Annotated in this window: 14 protein-coding genes and 1 riboswitch; of the genes, 12 read left to right on the top strand and 2 right to left on the bottom strand. The window is 76.7% G+C overall.

Features of this window, described 5'->3' with window-relative positions; genetic code table 11:
• Nucleotides 1-27 precede the first annotated feature (27 nt).
• The 8 genes from ABT345_RS00250 to ABT345_RS00285 all read left to right on the top strand — a co-directional run bounded on the left by ABT345_RS00250 (nt 28) and on the right by ABT345_RS00285 (nt 9421).
• Entirely contained in the window at nt 28-1275 is a 1248-nt protein-coding gene (locus tag ABT345_RS00250; RefSeq protein ID WP_345082715.1) for an inorganic phosphate transporter, read from the top strand.
• 25 nt (nt 1276-1300) lie between these two features.
• Complete coding sequence (locus ABT345_RS00255; protein WP_345082718.1) at nt 1301-1534, top strand: hypothetical protein; 234 nt, start codon at nt 1301-1303, stop codon at nt 1532-1534.
• A gap of 179 nt (nt 1535-1713) precedes the next feature.
• Nucleotides 1714-1861: riboswitch (cobalamin riboswitch) on the top strand.
• A 127-nt stretch (nt 1862-1988) separates the two neighbouring features.
• Complete coding sequence (locus tag ABT345_RS00260; protein WP_345082720.1) at nt 1989-2987, top strand: cobalamin biosynthesis protein; 999 nt, start codon at nt 1989-1991, stop codon at nt 2985-2987.
• Nucleotides 2984-4540 carry a cobyric acid synthase gene (locus tag ABT345_RS00265; RefSeq protein WP_345082723.1) on the top strand — a complete coding sequence of 519 codons (1557 nt, stop codon included), beginning with the start codon at nt 2984-2986 and terminating at the stop codon, nt 4538-4540. Before ABT345_RS00260 ends, ABT345_RS00265 begins: the two co-directional genes overlap by 4 nt.
• 100 nt (nt 4541-4640) lie before the next feature.
• Nucleotides 4641-6791 carry a putative cobaltochelatase gene (locus tag ABT345_RS00270; RefSeq protein WP_345082726.1) on the top strand — a complete coding sequence of 717 codons (2151 nt, stop codon included), beginning with the start codon at nt 4641-4643 and terminating at the stop codon, nt 6789-6791.
• Nucleotides 6791-7387 carry a cob(I)yrinic acid a,c-diamide adenosyltransferase gene (gene cobO, locus ABT345_RS00275; RefSeq protein ID WP_345082729.1) on the top strand — a complete coding sequence of 199 codons (597 nt, stop codon included), beginning with the start codon at nt 6791-6793 and terminating at the stop codon, nt 7385-7387. Before ABT345_RS00270 ends, cobO begins: the two co-directional genes overlap by 1 nt.
• A gap of 7 nt (nt 7388-7394) precedes the next feature.
• Nucleotides 7395-8765 carry a cobyrinic acid a,c-diamide synthase CobB gene (locus ABT345_RS00280; protein WP_345082732.1) on the top strand — a complete coding sequence of 457 codons (1371 nt, stop codon included), beginning with the start codon at nt 7395-7397 and terminating at the stop codon, nt 8763-8765.
• Nucleotides 8762-9421: a VOC family protein gene (locus ABT345_RS00285; RefSeq protein WP_345082735.1), complete on the top strand. Its 660-nt coding sequence runs from the start codon at nt 8762-8764 to the stop codon at nt 9419-9421. Before ABT345_RS00280 ends, ABT345_RS00285 begins: the two co-directional genes overlap by 4 nt.
• Before the next feature lie 20 nt (nt 9422-9441).
• Here the strand turns inward: ABT345_RS00285 and ABT345_RS00290 are convergent, their stop codons facing one another.
• Entirely contained in the window at nt 9442-10164 is a 723-nt protein-coding gene (locus ABT345_RS00290) for a ZIP family metal transporter (RefSeq protein ID WP_386461459.1), read from the bottom strand.
• 128 nt (nt 10165-10292) lie between these two features.
• Here ABT345_RS00290 and ABT345_RS00295 point away from each other — a divergent pair, with 128 nt between their 5' ends.
• Genes ABT345_RS00295 through cobC form a run of 3 tightly spaced genes read left to right on the top strand, consistent with a single transcriptional unit; the run spans nt 10293 to nt 12677 of the window.
• Nucleotides 10293-10802: a cobalamin biosynthesis protein gene (locus tag ABT345_RS00295; protein WP_345082741.1), complete on the top strand. Its 510-nt coding sequence runs from the start codon at nt 10293-10295 to the stop codon at nt 10800-10802.
• Entirely contained in the window at nt 10799-11620 is an 822-nt protein-coding gene (locus ABT345_RS00300; RefSeq protein ID WP_345082745.1) for a sirohydrochlorin chelatase, read from the top strand. The genes ABT345_RS00295 and ABT345_RS00300 overlap by 4 nt, the downstream gene beginning before the upstream one ends.
• The gene (cobC, locus tag ABT345_RS00305) at nt 11604-12677 is read left to right on the top strand and encodes an Rv2231c family histidinol phosphate aminotransferase CobC (protein ID WP_345082748.1); all 1074 of its coding nucleotides are present in this window, start codon (nt 11604-11606) and stop codon (nt 12675-12677) included. The genes ABT345_RS00300 and cobC overlap by 17 nt, the downstream gene beginning before the upstream one ends.
• 362 nt (nt 12678-13039) lie before the next feature.
• Here cobC and ABT345_RS00310 read toward each other — a convergent pair whose 3' ends face one another.
• Entirely contained in the window at nt 13040-14236 is a 1197-nt protein-coding gene (locus tag ABT345_RS00310; RefSeq protein ID WP_345082751.1) for an SCO1860 family LAETG-anchored protein, read from the bottom strand.
• A gap of 418 nt (nt 14237-14654) precedes the next feature.
• Here ABT345_RS00310 and ABT345_RS00315 point away from each other — a divergent pair, with 418 nt between their 5' ends.
• The gene (locus ABT345_RS00315; protein WP_345085016.1) at nt 14655-15599 is read left to right on the top strand and encodes a bile acid:sodium symporter family protein; all 945 of its coding nucleotides are present in this window, start codon (nt 14655-14657) and stop codon (nt 15597-15599) included.
• Nucleotides 15600-15760 lie beyond the last annotated feature (161 nt).

The raw sequence follows: 15760 nt of genomic DNA on the forward strand, positions 1-15760 counted from the left end.
TGACCATCGAACTGATTGCCTGGGTGAATGGAACACATCACGCTTCTCATCGGGATCGTGATCGTCACGGCCTTGGTGTTCGACTTTACGAACGGCTTCCACGACACGGCCAACGCCATGGCCACCACCATCTCCACCGGCGCGCTGCGGCCCAAAATCGCGGTGGCGATGTCGGCGGTCCTCAACCTCGTCGGCGCGTTCCTGTCCGTGGAGGTCGCCAAGACCATCTCCGGCGGGATCATCGACGAAAGCGCCGGCATCAGACCTGAAGTGATCTTCGCCGGTCTGGTCGGCGCGATCGTCTGGAACCTTCTCACCTGGCTCGCCGGCCTCCCCTCCAGCTCCTCCCACGCCCTGTTCGGCGGTCTGATCGGCGCGACGCTGGTGTCCGTGGGCACCAACGGCGTGCACGGCGACGCCGTCGTGATGAAGGTCCTCATCCCGGCCGTGGCCGCCCCGGTGGTCGCCGGTATCGCGTCGATGGCCGCGACCCGGCTGACGTACCGGCTGGCCCGGGGCCGCGACGAGCAGGAGACGGCCAAGGGGTACCGCGCCGGGCAGATCGCCTCGGCGGCGCTGGTCTCGCTGGCGCACGGCACCAACGACGCCCAGAAGACGATGGGTGTGATCACCCTCGCGCTGATCACCGGCGGTGTGGTCGCCCCGCACGCCGACCCGCCGCTGTGGGTCATCGCCTCGGCCGGTATGGCCATCGCCCTCGGCACGTACCTGGGCGGCTGGCGGATCATCCGCACGATGGGCAAGGGCATCACCGACATCCAGCCGCCGCAGGGCTTCGCCGCCCAGACCGGCGCCGCGGCCACCATCCTGGCCTCCTCCCACCTCGGCTTCGCGCTCTCCACCACCCAGGTCTGCTCGGGCTCCGTGATGGGTTCGGGTCTGGGCCGCAAGGGCGGCGTGGTGCGCTGGTCGACGGCGGTGCGGATGGTCGTCGCCTGGTGCCTGACGCTGCCGGCCGCGGGCCTGGTCTCCGCCGGTGCCGCGCTCCTGGCCGACCAGGGCGACTGGGGCGTCACCGCCGTCGCGATCCTCGCGCTCGGCATCTGCGGCGCCATCTGGGCCGCCTCCCGCCGCAAGCCCATCGACCACCACAACGTCAACGAGATCGAGGCCACGGAGCCGCCCGGTGTGGTCACCGCGGCCCTCCAGACGGTCACCCCTCCCCCGGCCGGTTCGCTGAACCCCGCCGAGGACGAGGAGGCCGCCCCCGCCGCGAGCGCCGCACGCGCCACGACCGCGACAGCCGCCGGCTGACCGCCCGAACCTGAGGAACCGCAGCATGAGCATCGACTGGGCAGCTCTCGGCCAGGTCTTCGGCGTCACCCTGGTGGTGACGGTCGGGATCGTGGGCCTGTTCACGGTCGGCATCGTCGGCACGGCCCGCACCCGGACCGAGGGCGCGGCCGCCACGGCGGGCGCCCCGAGCACCGGCGCGCGGATCGGCGGCCTCGCCGCGTACGCGGTCTGCGCGGCCGCGGTGGCGTACGGCATCTATCTGATCGTCGCCGCCTGACCCGTACCGCAGCGCATCCGGCGCCCGGTCACCGCAGCTCCGCGGTGGCCGGGCGCCGTTGCGTTGCCGCCCTGTGGCCTCTGCCACACGCCACGCGATACCACGGCGGTGCAGGTCACGGGCGAGTTGACGGGGTTGGCGGGGCGTGGTGGACTTCCCACGCCAATCGGCGACAGCAGAGGAAGTCCGGTGTGAATCCGGCGCGGTCCCGCCACTGTCACCGGGGAGCGTTCCTCCGACGAAGGTCACGGTCCGCCTCGTGCACGCCCGACGGGCGCGCCAGGGCCGGAAGGCCGGGGGAAGCGCCGATCCGGGAGCCAGGAGACTCCTGTCGCCGTCACGTCGAACCAGGGCGCGGACCCTGAGTGAGGACATATCGCCATGCCCGGCCGCCCGTTCAGATCCTTCCGTGCGCCCTCCCCGTTCCGCCGAGGCGTGACGGCGGTCTGATCCGATGCGTGCCGAACACGCCACCTACGCGTGCGGTGCGGCTCTGGGCTTTCTCGGCGATCTGCTCGCCGCCGACCCGCGGCGCGGCCATCCGGTGGCCGCCTTCGGGCGCGGTGCGGCGGCCGTCGAGGCCCGGCTCTGGCGCGACCACCGCGGCCGCGGCGCCGTCCACACCCTGCTCTGCGCCGGCGGCGTGACCGCCGGCGCCGCGCTGCTGACGCGCGCGGTGCGCGGCGCCGCGCCCGTCCCCTCCCCCGCGCGGACCGCCGCCGCCACCGTGCTGACCGCCGCGACCGTCTGGTCGGTGCTGGGCGGCACCTCGCTGGGCCGCGAGGCGCGGGCCGTCGGCGAGGCGCTGGCAGCCGGGGATCTCGACCGGGCCCGCCGCCGGCTGCCGCATCTGTGCGGCCGGGATCCGCAGGCGCTGGACGGGCCGCAGATGGCGCGGGCGGTCGTCGAGTCGGTCGCGGAGAACACCTCGGACGCCGTGGTGGGCGCGCTGGTGTGGGGCGCCGTCGGCGGCGTCCCGGGCCTGGTGGCGTTCCGGGCGGTGAACACCCTGGACGCGATGGTGGGTCACAAGTCGCCGCGCCACCGCCGGTTCGGCTGGGCGTCGGCGCGGCTGGACGACGTGGCCGGGTGGCCCGGCTCCCGGCTGACCGCCGCGCTCACCGTGCTCGCCGCCCCGGACCGGCGCGGCGCCGCGCGGGCCTGGCGGCGCGACGGCGGCGCGCACCCGAGCCCCAACGCGGGCCCGGTGGAAGCCTCGTTCGCGGGCGCGCTCGGCGTACGGCTCGGCGGGACGCTGGCGTACGGCGGACGCATCGAGCACCGGCCGCGGCTGAACGGCGAGGGCCGTCCCGTCGCGACCGAGGACATCGCGCGGGCGGTGCGGCTCTCGCGCCGGGTGAGCGCGTTGGCGTTGACGACGACGGTGGCCGGGCGGCTGCTGGCGGGCGCGGTGCGTCCGGCGCTCGCCCGGCGGAAGGGCAGGATGCGGTGACGGGCGGCGGGCTGCTGATCGCGGGGACCACCTCCGACGCGGGCAAGAGCGTGGTGACCGCGGGGATCTGCCGCTGGCTGGTGCGGCAGGGCGTGGACGTCGCGCCGTTCAAAGCGCAGAACATGTCGCTGAACTCGTTCGTGACGCGGGACGGCGCGGAGATCGGCCGGGCGCAGGCGATGCAGGCGGCGGCCGCCCGGGTGGAGCCGTCGGCGCTGATGAACCCGGTGCTGCTCAAGCCCGGCGGGGATCGCAGCAGCCAGGTGGTGCTGCTGGGCAGGCCGGTCGGCGAGATGAGCGCGCAGGGGTACTTCGGGCGTCCCGGGAGCGGGGCGCGGCCCGGTGGCCGCGAGGAGCTGCTGGGCACCGTCACCGAGTGTCTGGCGGAGCTGCGGCGCACCCACGACGTGGTGATCTGCGAGGGCGCGGGCTCCCCGGCGGAGATCAATCTGCGCCGCACCGACATCGTCAACATGGGCATCGCGCGGGCCGGCCGGCTGCCGGTGGTGGTGGTCGGCGACATCGACCGCGGCGGCGTGTTCGCCTCGTTCTTCGGGACGACGGCGCTGCTGTCGAAGGAGGACCAGGCGCTGGTCGCCGGGTATCTCGTCAACAAGTTCCGCGGCGATGTGGCGCTGCTGGAGCCGGGCCTGGACATGCTGCGGGATCTGACGGGGCGTCCGTCGCTGGGCGTGCTGCCGTTCGCGCACGGGCTGGGCATCGACGAGGAGGACGGGCTGCGGGTGTCGCTGCGCGGCGCGGTCCGCGAGAGCGTGGTGGCACAGCCGTACGGCGCCGATGTGCTGCGGGTGGCGGTCGCGGCGGTGCCGCTGATGTCGAACTTCACGGACGTGGACGCGCTCGCCGCCGAACCCGGCGTGGTGGTGCGGTTCGTGGACCGCGCCGAGGAGCTGGCCGACGCGGATCTGGTGGTGCTGCCGGGCACCCGCGGCACGGTGCGGGCGCTGGCCTGGCTGCGCGAGCGGGGGCTGGCCGACGCGATCGCCCGGCGCGCCGCCGAGGGCCGTCCGGTGCTGGGCATCTGTGGTGGTTACCAGATGCTCGGCGAGGTGATCGACGACGAGGTGGAGTCCCGGGCGGGCACCGTGCCGGGCCTGGGGCTGCTGCCGCTGCGGGTGCGGTTCGCGGCGGACAAGACGCTGGCCAGGCCGGTCGGCACGGCGCTGGGCGCGGCCGCCGAGGGGTACGAGATCCACCACGGCGTGGCCGAGGTGGGCGGCGGCGAGCCGTTCTTCACCGACGACGAGGGGCAGCCGCTGGACGGCTGCCGGTCGGGCGCGGTGTGGGGCACGCACTGGCACGGCTCGTTGGAGAGCGACGCGTTCCGGCGGGCGTTCCTTGCGCGGGTGGCGGCCGATGCGGGGCGGGCGTTCGTCCCGGCGCCGGACACCAGCTTCGGCGCGCTGCGCGAGGAGCAGCTGGACCGGCTCGGCGATCTGATCGAGGAGCACGCCGACACCGGTGCGCTGCTGCGGCTGATCGAGGAGGGCGTCCCGCCGGGGCTGCCGTTCGTCCCGCCGGGGGCGCCGTGAGGACGCGCGGCCGCGCGGCACGGGTGCCCGGCGGCGCCCACCGGCCGGCCGGTGCCGGCCGCAACCAAGACCTGGGTCGTTACGAAGGAGTGATCGCGACATGAGCGCCCGCTATCCGTTCACCGCCGTCGTCGGAATGGACGACCTGCGGCTGGCGCTGCTGCTGAACGCCGTCAGCCCGGCGGTGGGCGGCGTCCTCGTCCGCGGCGAGAAGGGCACCGCCAAGAGCACGGCCGTGCGGGCGCTGGCCGATCTGCTGCCCGAGGTGGCGGTCGTCGGCGGCTGCCGGTTCAGCTGCGATCCGGCCGCGCCGGACCCCGGCTGCCCGGACGGGCCGCACGGTGCGGCCGAGGGGGCGCACCGGCCCGCCCGCATGGTGGAGCTGCCGGTGGGCGCCTCCGAGGACCGGCTGGTCGGCGCGTTGGACATCGAGCGGGCGCTGGCCGAGGGCGTGAAGTCCTTCGAGCCGGGGCTGCTCGCCCGGGCGCACCGCGGACTGCTCTACGTCGACGAGGTCAACCTCCTCCACGACCATCTGATCGATCTGCTGCTGGACGCCGCCGCGATGGGCGCGTCGTACGTGGAGCGCGAGGGCGTGTCGGTCCGGCATGCGGCGCGGTTCCTGCTGGTCGGGACGATGAACCCGGAGGAGGGCGAGCTGCGGCCGCAGCTGCTCGACCGGTTCGGGCTGACCGTGGAGGTCGCCGCGGACCGGGATCCGGACCGGCGGGTGGAGGTGGTCCGGCGGCGGCTGGCGTTCGACGACGACCCGGCGGCGTTCGCGGCGCGCTGGGCGGCGGAGGAGACGGCGCTGCGGGAGCGGATCGCCGCCGCCCGGGCGCTGCTGGGGTCGGTGCGGCTCGGCGACGGGGCGCTGCGGCAGATCGCCTCGGTCTGCGCGGGGTTCGAGGTCGACGGGATGCGCGCGGACCTGGTCATGGCGCGGACGGCGACGGCGCTTGCCGCCTGGGCCGGACGGACGGATGTGGCCACCGAGGACGTGCGGCAGGCGGCGCTGCTGGCGCTGCCGCACCGCAGGCGCCGGGCGCCGTTCGACGCGCCGGGCCTGGACGAGGAGAAGCTCGACCGGATCCTGGAGGAGTCGGCCCCCGAGGACGACCCGGAGCCGGACGGTCCGCAGGACGGCGGGCCGGAGGGCGGTCCCGAGGGTCCGGAGGGCGGCCCCGAGGGCGGACCGGACGGCGGTGGCCCGGACGGCGGCGGGCCCGAGGGGGGCGGTGCGCCGCCGCCGAAGGAGGAGACCGTGCCCGGGCCGCGCGAGCAGGAGAGCGAGCCCGCACCGGGCCGGGACGGCGACGGCGGGGAGCCGGGCGGCGAGCCCGCGGAGCGTCCGGCCGGGGCCCCGGCGGCGCAGCAGGCGGCGGTCGCTGCGGGCGAGCCGTTCGCCACCCGGCGGCTGGACGTGCCGGGTCTGGGCGAGGGCGCGGACGGCCGCCGCTCGCGGGCGCGGACCGCGCACGGCCGGACGACCGGGGCGCGGCGGCCGCGCGGTGCGCTCGGCAAGCTGCATCTGGTGGCGACGCTCCAGGCGGCCGCGCCGCACCAGCGGGCGCGCGGCCGGCGCGGCCCGGGTCTGGTGGTGCGCCGCGACGATCTGCGCGAGGCGGTCCGCGAGGGGCGGGAGGGCAACCTCGTGCTGTTCGTGGTGGACGCCTCCGGGTCGATGGCGGCGCGCAAGCGGATGAGCGCGGTCAAGGGCGCGGTGCTGTCGCTGCTGCTCGACGCGTACCAGCGGCGCGACAAGATCGGCATGATCACGTTCCGGGGGCGGGAGGCGGAGCTGGCACTGCCGCCGACGTCGTCGGTGGAGGCGGGGGCGACGCGGCTGGCGTCGCTGCCGACCGGTGGCCGCACCCCGCTCGCCGAGGGGCTGCTCAAGGCCCATGAGGTGCTGCGGGTGGAGCGGCTGCGGGACGCGTCGCGGCGGCCGCTGCTGGTGGTCGTCACGGACGGCCGGGCGACCGGCTCCGGGGCGCCGTCGCCGCTGGAGCGGGCGGCGCGCGCCGGGCGGCTGCTGGGCGCCGAAGGTGTCGCCTCGGTCGTCGTCGACTGCGAGAGCGGTCCGGTGCGGCTGGGTCTTGCCGGAGCGCTCGCCCGGGAGCTGGGCGGCACCGCCGTCACCCTCGACGAGCTGCGCGCGGACAGCGTCTCGGGGCTCGTACGAAACCTCCGCGGCGGGCGGGGCACAGCCGCCGCACCTCACATCCAGGACTCCAGGAAGGTGGCGTAATGCCGCAGGGACAGCCGTCCGTCGTACCGAACGACGGGCTCACCACCCGCCAGCGCCGCAACCGGCCGCTGGTCTTCGTCCACACCGGCGTCGGCAAGGGCAAGTCGACGGCGGCGTTCGGGCTCGCGCTGCGGGCCTGGAACCAGGGCTGGCCGGTCGGGGTGTTCCAGTTCGTGAAGTCGGCGAAGTGGAAGGTCGGCGAGGAGCGGGCGCTGAAGGTGCTCGGCGAGAGTGGCGAGGGCGGCACCGTCGCCTGGCACAAGATGGGCGAGGGCTGGTCCTGGGTCCAGCGCGACCTGGCCTCCAGCGAGGAGGCGGCGCGCGAGGGCTGGGAGCAGGTCAAGCGGGATCTGGCCGCCGAGACGTACAAGCTGCTGGTGCTGGACGAGTTCGCCTATCCGCTGCACTGGGGGTGGATCGACACCGAGGACGTGATCACGGCGCTGCGGGAGCGGCCCGGCACCCAGCATGTGGTGATCACCGGGCGCAACGCACCGCAGGCGTTGGTGGACTTCGCGGATCTGGTCACCGACATGTCGAAGGTGAAGCACCCGATGGACACCGGCCAGAAGGGCCAGCGGGGCATCGAATGGTGAGCGCGGCATGAGCGGGACGATCCCCCGGCTGGTGATCGCCGCGCCCTCCTCCGGCGCGGGCAAGACGACCGTGGCGACGGGGCTGATGGCCGCGTTCGCCGAGGCGGGCCTCGCGGTCTCGCCGCACAAGGTCGGCCCGGACTACATCGACCCCGGCTACCACGCGCTGGCCACCGGCCGCCCGGGCCGCAACCTCGACGCCTATCTGTGCGGGACGGAGCGGATCGCGCCGCTGTTCCGGCACGGCGCGCGCGGCTGCGACCTGGCCGTGGTCGAGGGCGTGATGGGGCTGTTCGACGGCGCGTCCGGGCAGGGCGAGCTGGCGTCGACGGCGCAGATCGCGAAGGTGCTGCGGGCGCCGGTGGTGCTGGTGGTCGACGCGTCCTCGCAGTCCCGGTCGGTGGCCGCGCTGGTGCACGGCTTCGCGTCCTGGGATCCCGGGGTGCGGCTGGCGGGGGTGATCCTCAACAAGGTCGGCTCGGACCGGCACGAGGCGCTGCTGCGGGAGGCGATGGAGTCGTCCGGCGTCCCGGTGCTGGGCGCGCTGCGCCGCACCGGCGCGGTCCACGCGCCCTCCCGCCACCTGGGCCTGATCCCGGTCGCCGAACGCCGCGGCGAGGCGGTCGAGTCGGTACGGGAGCTGGCGGCGCGGGTGCGCGAGGGCTGCGATCTGGAGGCGCTGCTGGCGCTGGCGCGCAGCGCGGGCGAGCTGCCGGACGAGGTCTGGGACCCGGCCGCGGAGGTCGCCGCGGCCGGCGGTCCGGTCGACGGCCGGCCGGTGGTCGCGGTGGCCGGCGGCGCCGCGTTCACCTTCTCGTACGCGGAACACACCGAGCTGCTGCGGGCGGCGGGCGCCGAGGTCGTGCCGTTCGATCCGCTGCACGACGAGCGGTTGCCGCAGGCCGCGCGGGGGCTGGTGATCGGCGGCGGCTTCCCGGAGGTGCACGCCCCGGATCTGTCGGCGAACGCGCCGCTGCGGGCGGCGGTGGCCGCGCTGGCGGCGTCGGGCGCACCGGTCTCGGCGGAGTGCGCCGGGCTGCTGTACCTGTCGCGTTCGCTGGACGGGCGGCCGATGTGCGGGGTGCTGCCCGCCGACGCCCGGATGACGGACCGGCTGACGCTCGGCTACCGCGAGGCGGTCGCGCTGGGCGACAACGCGCTGGCCGCGGCGGGCACCCGGGTGCGCGGCCACGAGTTCCACCGCACCGCCGTGGAGCCGGGCGCGGGCGCGTCCCCGGCGTGGGGCGTCACCCACCCGGCGCGCCGGGTGGAGGGCTTCACCGCGGGCGGGGTGCACGCGTCGTATCTGCACGTCCACTGGGCGGCGACGCCGTCCCTGGCCACCCGCCTGGTGCGGGCCGCGGCGGGAGCGCGATGAGCGCCGTCGTCCTCGACCATCTGGTGTACGCGGCGCCGGACCTGGCGGCCGCCGCCGAGGAGCTGGCGGAGCTGACCGGGGTGCGGGCGCGGGCGGGTGGCAGCCATCCGGGCCGGGGCACCCGCAACTGCCTGCTGGGGCTGGCCGGTCCGCTCGGCGCCGGGGCGTATCTGGAGCTGATCGGCCCGGACCCGGAGCAGCCGGAGCCGGACGGCCCGCGCTGGTTCGGCATCGACGCGCTGACCGGTCCGCGGCTGGTCACCTGGGCGCTGCGGGCCGAGGGCCTGGCCACGCAGGTGGCGCGGGCGCGGGCGGCCGGATACGACCCGGGCGACGCGGCGGCGATGGGCCGGAGCACGCCGGACGGCCGGCGGATCTCCTGGGAGCTGACGCCGCCGTGCGCGGGCGGCTGCGCCACGCCGTTCCTCCTCGACTGGGGCGCCACCCCGCATCCGACGGCCGCGGGGCTGCCCGTGCTGACGCTGGAGGCGTTCGCGGCGTCCGACCCCGATCCGGCGGCGGCGACCGCCCGGCTGACGGCGCTCGGCGGCGGCTGGCCGGACGCCCCGGCGACCGCCGGACCGGCCGGGCTCACCGCCGTGGTGCGGGGCCCGCGCGGGGCGGTACGCCTCGGGCACGGGGCCGTCGCGGTATGAGCGCGGTGGCGGCGGGCGGCTCAGCCCGCGAGGCCGACGACCAGCCGGATGGCGCCCGCCCCCGCGGCCGTGCGGGCCAGGGTGGGCAGCGCCGGGTGGGCATGGTGCGCCTCGGGCAGGATGCCGGAGGTCGCCAGGTGGAGCAGGACGCCGCCGAAGAACCCGAGACAGCCGCCGAGCCACTGCTCCGGAAGGGTGACCACCAGCGTCGCGGCCGCCCCGGCCGGCGGCGCCACCGCGTCCGCACCGAGCATCAGCAGCACCCGGCGCCGGGCGTTCCCGTACAGGCTGGTGACCGTGTACGTGTTGAAGCCGTCGGCGAAGTCGTGGGCGCTGACGGCGATCGCGACCCCCGTGGCCATGCCGTGCCCCGCCTGGAGGGCGAGGCCGATGGCGAAGCCGTCCATGACGCTGTGGAGCACCATCGCGGTGGCGGCGGTCAGCCCCACCTGCGGGACGCGGCCGCCGTTGGGCGCGACGGCTCCGGCGGCGCCCGGCGGTCCGCTGCCGCGGGCGGCGCGGCGCACCGCGAGGAGGCGTTCGAGGGCGTGGGCTGCGAGGAAGCCGAGGACGAAGCAGAGCAGCGCGAGCGGGACGCCGAAGACCGGGCGCCCGGCGGCGTCCAGCGCCTCGGGCAGCAGATCGAGCCCGACGACGCCGAGCATCAGCCCGCCGGCCAGCCCCGGCACCAGATGGCGGCGGTCGGTGACGCGCTGGGCGACCCAGCCGCCCAGCAGCGTCATCAAGACCGCCCCGCACGCGATGAGGGCCGGCACCGCCCCCCTTCCCGCCGGTCCGCCGCCGGCTCCGCCCCCTTCCTGCTGACGCGCCGCCGCGCCCGCACCTTCGCGCGGCGCCCGGCGGGAGCCGCATGAGCGTCCCAGGGCCCGCGGTGTACGTGGGCGTCGGCGCGCGGCGGGGCGTCGCGGCGGACGAGGTGCTGGCGCTGGTCCGCGGCGCGCTGGCCGAGGCGGGCGGGACGGTCGCGGCGCTGGCGACCGCCGAGGCGAAGGCGGCCGAGCCGGGGCTGGTCGGCGCGGCCCGGCGGCTGGGCGTGGCGCTGCACACGTTTTCGGCCAGGGAGCTGTCCGCGGTGCCGGTGCCGGGCGGCGGCTCGGCGGTGGCGCGGGACGCCGTCGGGACGCCGAGCGTGGCGGAGGCGGCGGCGCTGCTGGCGGCCGGGCCGGGCGCCCAACTGCTCGTCGGGAAGCGGAAGTCGGCGCCGTCCGAGGGCCCGTCGCGGGCCACCTGCGCGGTGGCGGCGGCGACCGGCCACCACGGCGCGGCGCGGGGCCGCCCCTCGGTTATCGTCGTCCCTTCGCCATCCGGCCCGGCCCCGGACCGGCCCCGCCGACGCACGGCCCCCAAGGAGATTCTGTGACCACCCCTCCCGCCCTGCTCATCGCCGGTCACGGCGACCGCGACGACGGCGGGGCGCAGACCCTGCGCACGCTCCTGGCCGAAGTCGCCGCGCGCTGCCCCGAGGTGCCGGCGGCGGCCGGATTCACCGGGCGGGCGCCGTCGGCGCTGCCGCTCGCCGGGGCGGTCGACGACCTCGCCGCCCGGGGCGCGACGGAGATCGTCACGGTGCCGCTGATATCCGAGGGCCCGGCGCGGCGCGGACCGACCGCCGAGCTGACGGCCGCCGCCGCGCGCCATGCCGGGCTGTCGTTCGTCCGCGGGCAAGCCCCGGACGGCCATCCGCTGCTGCTGGGCGCGTGGGAGCGGCGGTTGGACGAGGCGCTGGGCGGCGGCGGGGCGCGGCGCCCGCGCGACCGGGCCCGTACGACGGTGCTGCTGGTGGGCGGCGGTTCCGGCGATCCGTACGCCAACGCCGAGGTGGCGCGGGCCGCCCGGCTGCTGTGGGAGGGCCGGGGCCTGGCCGGGGTGGAGACCGCGTTCCTGTCGTACGCGGCGCCGGACGTGCCGGCGGGGCTGGAGCGCTGCCGGGTGCTGGGTGCGGCGGTGCCCGGGCCGGACGCGCCGGGCCGGATCGTGGTGCTCCCCTGCTTCCCGCTCCCCGGTGACGAGCAGGAGCGGCTGCGGCTGCAGGCCGAGGGCTGGGGTGCGGCGCACCCGGAGTCCGCGGTGGTGTGCGCCGAACCGGTCGGCGCCGCCCCGGAGGTGGCCGACGCGGTGGTGGCGCGCTACCGGGAAGCGGTCCGAGCCGAGGAGGAACACCGTGTCACCGTCCGCTGAACCCGATCTGCGCCACCACGGCGACGCCGAAGTGCGGGGCGACGCCGCCGCGTTGACGGATCTTGCGGTCAACGTCCGTACGGGGACGCCACCGGCCTGGCTGAAGGCTGAGCTGGTCGCGTCGCTGGACGGGCTCGCCGCGTACCCGGACGGGACGGCGGCGCGGCGCGCGGTCGCGGCGCGCCACGGGCTGCCGGTGGCGCGGACGTTGCTGACGTCGGGCGCGGCGGAGGCGTTCGTGCTGCTGGCGCGGGCGGTCCGGGCGCGCCGTCCGGTGGTGGTGCATCCGCAGTTCACCGAGCCGGAGGCGGCGCTGCGGGACGCCGGGCACACGGTGGAGCGGGTGGTGCTCGCCGAACGGGACGGCTTCCGGCTCGATCCCGCGGCGGTGCCGGACGACGCCGATCTGGTCGTCGTCGGCAATCCGACCAATCCGACGTCGGTGCTGCACCCGGCGGGCGTCCTGGCGCGGTTGGCGCGGCCGGGGCGGACGCTGGTCGTGGACGAGGCGTTCATGGACGCGGTGCCCGGGGAGCGGGAGTCGCTGGCCGGGCGGACGGATCTGCCCGGTCTGGTGGTGCTGCGCAGCCTGACGAAGACGTGGGGGCTGGCCGGGCTGCGGATCGGCTATGTGCTGGCGGATCCGGTGACGGTGGCGGAGCTGGAGCGGGCGCAGCCGCTGTGGCCGGTGTCGTCGCCCGCGCTGGCGGCGGCGCGGGCGTGCTCGGGGCCTGCGGCGCTGGCGGAGGCGGCGGCCGCCGCCCGGCAAACCGCGGCGGACCGTGCCCATCTGGTGGCGCGGCTCTCCGCCCTCCCGGGCGTGACCGTCGCCGGCCCGGCCGAGGGCCCGTTCGTCCTGATCCGCCTGGCGGACGCGGCGGCGGTACGGGAGACGCTGCGGGCGAACGGCTTCGCGGTGCGCCGCGGCGACACGTTCCCGGGCCTGGGCCCCGACTGGCTCCGGCTGGCGGTCCGCGACCGGGAGACGACGGACCGCTTCACGGATGCGCTGGTGGAGGCGATGGGGAAGGTGGCGGCGGGGCGCGCCCTGGGGTGAGGGGGGGTGAGCCGGGGGCCCGTCGCGGGGGCGGGCGCGGCAGGAAGCCCGCCGGGGGCGAACGCCGCCCGGAAGTCCGCCCCGGGGAGCGAGCGGGGCCGGAGGCCCTTCGTAGGAATACGAACGCGACCAGGAGCCCGGGCCGCCCGCCCCGCCGCCAAGAAAAAGGTGCGGGGCCGGCCGCCACCTGGCCGGCCCCGCACCGGGCGCCGTCCGTCCCGCCCGGGCGGCCGCTCCGTCTCCCGCCCGGGCTGCGGGCGGGAGACGGGAGACGGACCGAGGCGGGCACGGGGTTGCGGACCGCGCCCGACCGCACACCGGGACGGCGCCCCCACGGCACCGGCCCGGCACACGGGGTCGTATCAGCCGCTCACCGCGGCCTTGCGCTTGCGGGAGTAGACCACCGAACCGGCCCCCGCGAGGACCAGCACCGCGGCGCCGCCCGCGAGGTACGGGGTGGCGGAACTGCTGCCCGTCTCCGCGAGGTTGCCGTCGCCGCCGCCCTGGGGCCGCGGGTCGGAACCGCCGGAGCCGGAGCCACCGGAGCCCGCGGCGCCGCCGTCCTGACCGCCGGAGCCGGAGGCACCGCCCGAGCCGGAGGCACCGCCGTCGTGTCCGCCGGAGCCGCCGGTGGCCCCGCCGCTGCCGCCCGTCGTGGCACCGCCGTTCTGGCCACCGGTGCCCGAACCGCCGGTGCCGGCGCCGCCGTCGGTGGCACCGCCGTCCGTGGCGCCGCCCGAGCCGCCGGTGGTCGAACCGCCCGCACTGCCCTGACCGGGGTCCGGGGCGGGGGTGGTGCAGCTGGCCTCGGCGAGCCGGACGCGGCCGTTGACCTCGGCGACGTTCAGCTTCAGCGGGTTGACGGAGACCTGGAGGTCGAGCGCGGTGGCCGCGGCGGCCTTGGAGGTGGTCTGCTTCTTGGAGAGATCGAGGCGGACCTCGCCCACACCAGGGACCTTGACCTCGGTGGTGCCGCCCGCGGTGAGCGTGACGGTCTTGCCGAGGACCTTGACGGTGCCGAGCACGTTCGAGGTGGCGGTGGGCCGCTCGCCCGCCGTGCAGACGGCGCGGGAGGTGACCTTCTCGACCTCGATGAGGGAGAGCAGCGGCAGACCGGGGACGTTGACCTTGGCGTGCGCGAGGTTGCTGTAGCCCTCGGCCTTCGCCGCGTCGGCGGTGGCCCGCGCGGTGGCGACATCGGCGCGCAGCACCGAGAAGGGCTTGCCGCCGTCGACGCCGTCCAGGTCGACGCTGAGCGCCGTCTTCTTCGCGTCGGCCGGGGCGTGCACGTCGTTGAGCGTGACGTTGAGCGGCAGCGTGACGGCCTTGTTGAGCAGGCTGACGTCCAGTCCGGTGCGGAGCACGGAGGCGCCGGCGGCGCCGTGGTCGGCGGCGTGCGCCGGGGCGGCGCCGAGGAGGAGCGCGGGGCCGGCGGCGAGCGCGGTGGCGGCCGCGGCGGCGGCGAGGCGGCGCGCGGGACGGTGCGACGGCGCCGGGGACTCGGGTCCGGTCCGCAGGGACGCGGGCAGGCCGGACGGACTGATGGAGCTGGTGGACACGTGTGTGGAACCCCCCACAGAGGAATGGAGCCACCGCCCGCGCCAATGGGGGACATCGCGACGGCCGGTGACCTCGACCCGTCCATACTGTACGCACGGAGGGTGAACGGTCAGCCACGAATGGTGAGTTCATTCCTATGAGTGACGTTCGGATCCCCCTTCGAATCTCCTGACGCAAGGGGCCCTCGCGTCACGGCCGCCGGCGAGGCCTCACGCACAGGCGCCGCGGGCGCACGGCCCGCCGCCGTCCACCATCCGGATCCGTTGCCCGGTACACGCAGGCGGCGGCTACAGTGCCGCCGTGTCGAACGAGCAGACGAATCCCCCGAGAGATCCTTCCGGCGAGGCAGGCGGGCGGCCCGCCGCGGACGCCGTCGCCCCGTCGCCGGACGGCGGCTCCGCGCCGGTCCACGGCGATCTGCCCTCGTCCGACCGCGCGGCCCGGCGCGCCGTCACGGTCTTCCCGCTGCTGGTGATCGCCGCCGGTGCGGTGGGGCTGCTGTGGCCGTCGCACTTCACCGGCTGGGCGCCCGCGGTGCCGTGGCTGCTCGGCGTGGTGATGTTCTCGATGGGGCTGACGCTGACGCCGCCGGACTTCACGGCCGTCGCCAAGCGGCCCTGGGCGGTGGGCCTGGGCCTGGTGGCGCACTACGTGATCATGCCGGGGCTCGGCTGGCTGATCGCCACCGTGCTGGATCTGCCGCCGCAGCTGGCGGCCGGTGTGATCCTGGTCGGCTGCGCGCCCAGCGGCACCGCCTCCAACGTCGTGACGTTCCTGGCCCGCGGCGACGTGGCGCTGTCGGTCTCCGTCGCCACCGTCTCCACCGTCCTCGCCCCGCTGGTCACCCCGCCGCTGACGCTGCTGCTCGCCGGGCAGTTCCTGAACGTCGACGCCGGGGTGATGGTCACCGACATCCTGAAGACGGTGCTGGCGCCGGTGGTGGCCGGGCTCGTGGTGCGGCTGGTCGCCGGGCGCCTCGTCGACAAGGTGCTGCGGGCGCTGCCCTGGGTCTCCGCCGTGACCATCGCCGCCATCGTGCTCGCCGTGGTCTCCGGCAGCGCCGCCGCGATCAAGGACGCGGCGTTCCTGGTGATCGTCGCCGTGCTGCTGCACAACGGGCTGGGCCTGGCGCTCGGCTACGGCGCCGGCAAGCTGGCCCGGCTGGGCCGTCCGGCGAGCCGGGCGATGGCCTTCGAGGTCGGCATGCAGAACTCCGGCCTGGCGGCGTCGCTGGCCACCGCGCACTTCAGCCCGGCGGCCGCGCTGCCCGCCGCGGTGTTCTCGGTGTGGCACAACATCTCGGGCGCGCTGGTCGCCGCGTGGATGGCGCGCACGGGACGCCGGGACGAGGCGCAGGCGTAGCGGCGGGACGGGGCGGCCGGGCCTGCCGCGCGCGAGGCCGGGCGGTGTGCACCGCACCGCCCGGGGCGTGCCTCCGCAGGGTTCCGCCCGGCGCGCGACGCCCTCCGGACGGACGACGGGGCTTGACGACGGGCCTTACGGACCCGCCCCTCGCACCGTCC

The sequence above is a fragment of the Streptomyces sp. NPDC000404 genome (assembly GCF_040300365.1).
Classification (GTDB): Bacteria; Actinomycetota; Actinomycetes; order Streptomycetales; family Streptomycetaceae; genus Streptomyces; species Streptomyces ramulosus.

Excerpts from the sequence above, each read along its gene's own strand:
- ABT345_RS00250 (WP_345082715.1), top strand. The coding sequence starts at position 28 with ATGGAACACATCACGCTTCTCATCGGGATCGTGATCGTCACGGCCTTG.
- ABT345_RS00255 (WP_345082718.1), top strand. The coding sequence starts at position 1,301 with ATGAGCATCGACTGGGCAGCTCTCGGCCAGGTCTTCGGCGTCACCCTG.
- ABT345_RS00260 (WP_345082720.1), top strand. The coding sequence starts at position 1,989 with ATGCGTGCCGAACACGCCACCTACGCGTGCGGTGCGGCTCTGGGCTTT.
- ABT345_RS00270 (WP_345082726.1), top strand. The coding sequence starts at position 4,641 with ATGAGCGCCCGCTATCCGTTCACCGCCGTCGTCGGAATGGACGACCTG.
- cobO (WP_345082729.1), top strand. The coding sequence starts at position 6,791 with ATGCCGCAGGGACAGCCGTCCGTCGTACCGAACGACGGGCTCACCACC.
- ABT345_RS00280 (WP_345082732.1), top strand. The coding sequence starts at position 7,395 with ATGAGCGGGACGATCCCCCGGCTGGTGATCGCCGCGCCCTCCTCCGGC.
- ABT345_RS00285 (WP_345082735.1), top strand. The coding sequence starts at position 8,762 with ATGAGCGCCGTCGTCCTCGACCATCTGGTGTACGCGGCGCCGGACCTG.
- ABT345_RS00290 (WP_386461459.1), bottom strand. The coding sequence starts at position 10,164 with ATGACGCTGCTGGGCGGCTGGGTCGCCCAGCGCGTCACCGACCGCCGC.
- ABT345_RS00295 (WP_345082741.1), top strand. The coding sequence starts at position 10,293 with ATGAGCGTCCCAGGGCCCGCGGTGTACGTGGGCGTCGGCGCGCGGCGG.